The 6321-nt window shown below is 53.5% G+C and carries 7 protein-coding genes; 3 read left to right on the top strand and 4 right to left on the bottom strand.

Annotated elements, in window-relative coordinates; all coding sequences use genetic code 11:
- Nucleotides 1-51: 51 nt before the first annotated feature.
- A complete protein-coding gene (locus C8N45_RS21730) occupies nucleotides 52-651 on the bottom strand; it encodes a hypothetical protein (protein ID WP_133176031.1) in 600 nt (199 codons plus the stop codon).
- A gap of 439 nt (nucleotides 652-1090) precedes the next feature.
- Entirely contained in the window at nucleotides 1091-1708 is a 618-nt protein-coding gene (locus tag C8N45_RS21725; RefSeq protein WP_108388955.1) for a GNAT family N-acetyltransferase, read from the bottom strand.
- 99 nt (nucleotides 1709-1807) lie between these two features.
- Here C8N45_RS21725 and C8N45_RS21720 point away from each other — a divergent pair, with 99 nt between their 5' ends.
- Nucleotides 1808-2689, top strand: a complete 882-nt coding sequence (locus tag C8N45_RS21720; RefSeq protein WP_108388953.1) for a LysR substrate-binding domain-containing protein — start codon at nucleotides 1808-1810, stop codon at nucleotides 2687-2689.
- Nucleotides 2690-3190: 501 nt separating this feature from the next.
- Here C8N45_RS21720 and C8N45_RS21715 read toward each other — a convergent pair.
- Entirely contained in the window at nucleotides 3191-4135 is a 945-nt protein-coding gene (locus tag C8N45_RS21715) for a homocysteine S-methyltransferase family protein (RefSeq protein ID WP_108388961.1), read from the bottom strand.
- Nucleotides 4136-4248: 113 nt separating this feature from the next.
- Between C8N45_RS21715 and C8N45_RS21710 the strand changes: the two genes are divergently transcribed.
- Nucleotides 4249-5136: a LysR substrate-binding domain-containing protein gene (locus C8N45_RS21710; RefSeq protein ID WP_168769556.1), complete on the top strand. Its 888-nt coding sequence runs from the start codon at nucleotides 4249-4251 to the stop codon at nucleotides 5134-5136.
- Nucleotides 5137-5338: 202 nt separating this feature from the next.
- On the opposite strand, the gene C8N45_RS21705 is transcribed toward C8N45_RS21710, so the two are convergent.
- Nucleotides 5339-5692, bottom strand: a complete 354-nt coding sequence (locus tag C8N45_RS21705) for a hypothetical protein (protein WP_108388949.1) — start codon at nucleotides 5690-5692, stop codon at nucleotides 5339-5341.
- Nucleotides 5693-5806: 114 nt separating this feature from the next.
- On the opposite strand from C8N45_RS21705, the gene C8N45_RS23975 reads away from it, so the two are divergent.
- Nucleotides 5807-6175 carry a helix-turn-helix domain-containing protein gene (locus tag C8N45_RS23975; protein WP_258793370.1) on the top strand — a complete coding sequence of 123 codons (369 nt, stop codon included), beginning with the start codon at nucleotides 5807-5809 and terminating at the stop codon, nucleotides 6173-6175.
- Nucleotides 6176-6321 lie beyond the last annotated feature (146 nt).

Raw genomic sequence — 6321 nt, 5'->3', positions numbered from 1 at the left:
CACCGCCAGCACGCCGCATAATCAAACCAAACAGATGAGCCAAACTCTCTCTTAGGTTCGGACGCTCTTGGTCCCAAAAACCCTGACGACGGACACATCTGCCTTCGGGCTGTCCGCATGGTATGCCATGCAAGCACCTCCCGCGGCCACGATTTGACCATCCGAAGCCTCTACATATGCAAAATGCGTCCTCAGCCCTTGGCCTCGCATCACTGATCCCGGAGCTGGCAAAACACCAGCACCCAATGACATTTCGCAAATTCTTGAGATCGTCTCGTCTGAGGTCACAGGTGTCACCGGCAGTAGCTTTAGTCCACGAGGAGCGCGAAAGTCCTGTAAGAACGAATGGCTTTGCATCAACGCACTGTCGCGACCCCAGAATTGCTCCCATATCTGCGGGTTAAGCCCAGCTGCTTTGTAAGCATCACTGAAGTTCTGCGCATTTTGTCTATCTACAAAATGACAGCTCGCATAACCCTGCAGTCTGCTTAGGCTGATTGCCAGTTCGGAAGCGTTGTCCTGATCAAATGCAACGGAAACGGTACGTCCTTGAAAAGCGAACCGCGGGTCGGCCTGCAAAATCGCCCAAAGCGCATTAGCGCGCTTCACAGTTTGCACTTGAGATGGAGATCCAAGGATGATTTCTGACAAATGTACGGCCTCTATAACGGTGAGTGCACCAACAGTCTCGTCGCAACACCCCACCCTACCCTAGCATCAAAACAAGCCTACTCCACGATTATTGCTCGGGGCTGTCAACGCCAGCTTTGTCCCGCGTTGCCGACTTTGAGGCAAGCTGTGGCGAACGGCTGTTTCGAGCCTTCTCCTGCCGTTCCTGTATACTCGCAGCATTCGTCAAATTGGGCTCAAGTCGAACATTGGTCTCGCAGCAATCAGGAGCGGGGATTGATTTTGCGCCCCAACAAGTATTGTGCCCGCCAGCTATCATACTGACGGGCCAATGATGATGGAATTATCCAGTTACGGATGCAATTATCTTGCTCAGAACTATGGAGGTCCCATGACCGAAGGGAGTCTCATCCATGACTTCTGCCTCAAGCAAAGCAATGCGAGGCATTTGACAAAGCTGTTATAGTTCCATTCGAAAGAAACGCAGGGCGCTCGCAAGATGGGGCATGAGAGTCAGGCTGGCTCCACTATGGTTTGGCTGTTCTTCGAAAAAACCAAGCTTTGCATAGAGCGCCGGCATTTCCACGTTACCACGCAGTGTATCGGCGATAACGGATTTCAGCCCCATGGCCCGGGCATCACGAATTCTTTGTTCTACGAGCCAACGACCCAGCCCGGTCCCGCGCGCCTTTGGACGGACGTAGAGATGCTTCATCTCACCTGTGCTCTCATCCGCTCGGCGTAGCGCGCCCGTCCCCACTAGTTCGCCTTTATCGGACCAAACGAGATAATAGCTGCCCTGCGGGGGCACGACTTTGTCTATGTTCATCCAGAACGCCTCAATATGCGCTTGGGCATCAACAGGCGCACCGTTCACTCGTTCATAAACTTCGGCCTGTGTTGCGATGTACTCGAGCAAGAAGCTATGCGCAATTTCGCGGGGGATATCTTCAGAAGAGTGGAAGGTCTTAGCCGCAAAACCATGTAGACATGGTACATCTACGCCAGCGCGCTGTGCGTTGTCGACAATCTTAGAGTCACTTGTGTCAGCTTCGATTTCGGATGTGGCAATGGTCATGATCGGGCCTCTTTGCTGGGGGTCGCCTTTGAGGAAGCCTAGCTCGCAACGCGGAAAAGTGGTAGTCAGGAATAATTTGAAGATGAAAGCTTAACTATCATGTCGTTTGACTGGCGCAATCTTCCTTCCCTCACGGCCCTACGTGCCTTTGAAGCAACCGCGCGCGAGGGTAGCTTTGCCAACGCCGCACGAGCGCTGAACGTGACACACGCAGCAGTTGCACAACAGGTTCGCGCACTTGAGCGGGATCTTGGCGTCAGCTTGGCAACACGGCAGGGTAGAAGGGTCGTGCTTACAAGCGCGGGCCAGAGGCTTGCGATTGCTCTCACCAACGCGTTTTCCTCCATCAGCGATGAGATCGCGCAAACTCGGGCGGGCGCGGCATCCCGTGGGCTACGGGTGACCTGTTCGCCATTCATGGCCGAGCGGGTGATCATGCCCAATCTGAAGGATTTCTGGTTGCACCATTCTGGCGCGGAGATATCGCTTTCCCCCACGCGTGCTTATGTGGATTTAGTCGCCGAAGGGTTTGATATAGGCATTCGTTCGCGTCACCCTGCAGTCCAAGATGGCAGCATTAGCAGTGGTCTGGAGTCGTTTCACCTAAAACGTATTCAGGCAATAGGCATCGCTGCGCCTGCACTTGTAAATGAACACATAAATGCTCCAGAAGATCTTCCTTGGCTTTGGCATGACGATATGGACCTTGAGCTCAAGTTGATGCGCTCGGGCGGTCTTGATGTTGACCGTCTCAAGCAGGCTCGAATTGGCAGTCCAAATTTGCTGCTAGAGGCCGTCCGGGGCGGTATCGGTGCAACGATTTTCACGGAAAGCCTAGCGCAAGACGAAATTGACGCGGGTCGTGTGGTCAGGGTCGATATCCCGCGACCGATTGAGGTGGATTATGTCGCTGTGATTCCGAAGGGCCCTCCTCATCCGCTAGCACTTCCTTTTGCAGATTGGGTGCGCACTTTCCTTTGAAATCCTAGCCAAGGCCAACCGTGTAAACACTCAGCTCTCTGCGTTAGTAGAGTCCTGTACAACGCACATAGTTAGAGTGCTGTGATGCAGGAGTAGGCACAGAGCTATCTACTCCCGATCTATGCCCACCGATTGCCTGTCACTCAATTGAAGATATCGGTTCATTGTTGACGAACTCTAACGCGCAACGACCGTATTTACCACGATGCGGGAGGAGTTAGCGCTCACGGCCCGAAGCGGATATCCATGCAAGCTGCTGCGAATGGCAGGTCTGAGCCCTTATTGTCTGCTTGCTGCAATGCAGCCAATGACTGCTATGCAAAATGGCGATCACCGTTCCGTCGGAACCAGAGTGTCGAACTATGCTATCCTTTAATGAAGAGCCCAATGTGTCGGATGCAGCAGTGTGTTCAAATGGCAGCTTTGCATTCGAAGAGAACGAATATGGATCAGTACAGAATTGACCGACCCATATCGTCTCAGGTGTGTTTCTTAGGCGGTTCAAGCGGCCGCCAGCAACGCCCGTCCAATTTTCTCGACATGCACGTAGTCCGTGCCGCAACACCCGCCGAAGACGTTCATTTTTGGATGAGTCGCCCGGATGTCCACGTATTGGCTCGCCAACTCATCAGGGTTGCCCTCTTCGAGATGGCCCAACTGGCACAATGTGCCGTGATCCAAAGATGACGCGTTGGCCCGAAGTCCACGGATGCGGTTGGCCCAAGGCTCGCTGGCAAGTGCGGGGCCAAAATCGACAGGGTGGGAGCAGTTGATCATGTAGTAGGCAGGGGCGTTCGAGGTCGCGGCGTCGACCGTTTCAATCGCTTGCTTCAACGTTTCACCACTGCGCAGTTTGCGGTCCTTCTCAATCGTAAAGGCGATAACCGATGGGATGCCCGCCTCGGAGGAGGCCCTGGCGATTCCAATGGCTTCGTCCGTTGTGTTCAGGGTCAGCGCAGTGACTATATCGGCCCCTGCCGCTTTGAATGTCCCGATCTGCTCTGCGTGGTAGGCTTCAGCAATCTCGGCAGTCAGGTCCTGATTGGTCTTGTAGGCATCCCCTTTTGGGCCGATGCAGCCACTGATGACGGTATTTTCCTCTGCCAATCCGGCCTCAGCGGCGCATTCGCGGTAAAGCTCAAAACATTTGTTGTTCATCTCAGCGAGGCTTTGGGAGGAATACCCAAGCAAAGTCCCCCAGTCTCGACTTGCGCGATAAGTCAGGCTGTCGAAGATAAAAGGTGTTCCAAGCTTCACCGCGACATGAGCAAATGCGGTGTAGTATTCTCGCAGCGCTGCGGCTGACCGTTCATCGTTTAACAGATGAAAGGCGCTGAATTCCGGAAGCTCGAAGCCGCGCTTGTACATAAGCCAGGTCTCGGTTCCCCCATCCGTCAAAAATATGTCGGTCGTCTGATGTGGCAAGCGGGGATTTGTGCGAGTCATTTTATGCTCCTTTGACGTCAAATGGATGCGTGAATACAGCATAGGTATTGCTTGTCGTATCTGACAAACGATCAAAAATTGACTTATGACCTAGATTTTCTATGGTATGGGTTATGGTCAGACGCCTGCCATCCCTGAATCAGCTGCGTGCCTTCGAGGCCGCTGCCCGCCATGAGAGCATCAAATTGGGGGCCGAAGAATTGTGTGTGACGCCCGCTGCCGTCGGGCATCAGATCAAAGGATTGGAGCTTGAGTTGAACACAGCCTTGTTTCGGCGCAAGACCCGAAAAATCGAACTCACCCAAGAGGGTCGTGCCCTAGCTGAACGATTGAAATCGGCATTGGATACCATTGAAAATGCCGTCGCTCAGACTCGCAAGTCCGACCTGACTGGAAGATTGAAAATAACGATTGCACCGTTTCTCGGCAATCGTTGGCTACTCCCGCGTCTGCCAGACTTTCACAAAAGACACCCCGGCATTGAGATAATACCGTCGCTTTCGTTCGACTATGTTGACCTCGGAAACTCCGGTTTTGACGCCGCAGTCCGTTATGGCGCAGGCGATTGGGACGGCATGTGCAGTGTGCTCATATGCAACGATGTCGTCAGTCCTGTTTGTGCGCCGCAATTGATAGGTGGGCGTCGGTTGCCCCTGTCAGCCCAGGAAATTTTGGACCTGCCACTGGCGTGTGGTAGGCGGTGGCGCGAAGACTGGCCCGCTTGGGCAACGGCTTCAGGGTCAAGAATTGCCAATCCAGAGAACATCATTGAATATGAAAGCCGTGCATTCATGTTTGACGCGGCTCTGTCGGGGCAAGCAGTGATCCTTGCCGATATGAGAATGACCGCAGCGGACGTGGCCGCCGGTAGCCTCGTTCGGTTAAGCAAGATTACGGTCGACCGTCCACAAGGTCTCCATGTGGTTTCCGAGGCGACGCCAAACGCGAACCCTAGGCTTCAAGTGTTCACAAGCTGGTTAGAGCAACAGGCACGCGGATGATCCGGTGCGAACCGAACTGAACGTGCAGGAAATGCAGTTGGTAACCATTTCTGCAAGCCAAAGCGGTCGTTGGAGCCACCGCAACGAAAGCCCGTTCTGTCCGCACATCGGCCTCTATGCAAACCGCAGCGAATGGCCGGTTTACGTTGGTTTATAGGTCCTGACCCTAGTAAAAGGGCCAGCCACCTAAGGCCAGCTAAGCCTATTTCTTACTACCAAAGACCCTGTTAATCCTGCGGGCATCCTCGACGCGCTTGGCCCAAAGGTCTGCAGCTTCCTGTGTTGGCTTCACTGAACCCTTGCGCACGGCGTCTTTAACGACTTCAACCCGGTGCATAACGCTTGAAGGGGACAGGCCACCACCGTTTGCGTTAAGCTGCTCTTGGAGGTCGAGTAGTTCCTCACCTTTGGCGATAACGGCTTGGGAATCGGCTTTGGTAACGCGCCAATCAGCAAAGAGCTTTTGGAACTCAGATTGTGCATATGCTGCCTTAACGAACAGGTCTTGCTCTTTGGCAGTCTCTTTGAATGTGGCGGATCGGTGTTGCTCTGACATTAGGTATCTTTCTTAATCTTAGTGAATTTCGATTGCGTCATCAGGTGCTGCAATATGTAGGCGTTGACGTCGCGCTGTGAGTGGCCGTGGTCAGCTAGGAAGCGGCTTAACAGCATGAGATACCAAGCTGGCGGGTTCCGGTTCTCTGTCATTGTGTGGGGGTCCTCATACAGGCTAGGTGGTTCAGGAGATGCTGGAGGCAGTAGGCTGAATATCCGTAACCATCGTGGTACGCTTGAGGGCAAGCTGATCCTTACTGTGTTGTCTATGGTGAGTGAGATGGAGCTAGCATACATCAAGGAGAGACAGAGAGCAGGCATAGAGGCAGCTAAGGCTAAGGGTGTCTACAAGGGCAGACCTACATCTATTGATACTGACAAGTTACTCCAGCTTCGCTCTGAGGGTGTTGGTGCTAGTGCTATTGCTAAGGAGTTGGGTTGCACCCGGTCTGCTGTCTACAAGGCACTCGACAGGATCAACTAGGTTAACTGGTGTAGTCATACGGTAGGGGGTAGCCCTGAGAATCGCAGATGCTCTGCTCCATGTCATAGCGTGGGTCCCCCCAGATCATCCACCAACGGATCGGTGGTCAGCGCTAGGCAAACACATTTTCACGAAAAAATCTCAGG

It is taken from the genome of Yoonia sediminilitoris (genome assembly GCF_003058085.1).
Classification (GTDB): Bacteria; Pseudomonadota; Alphaproteobacteria; order Rhodobacterales; family Rhodobacteraceae; genus Yoonia; species Yoonia sediminilitoris.
Note: the sequence above shows the minus strand (reverse complement) of the source record. Positions and strands in the feature narration are given on the sequence as shown.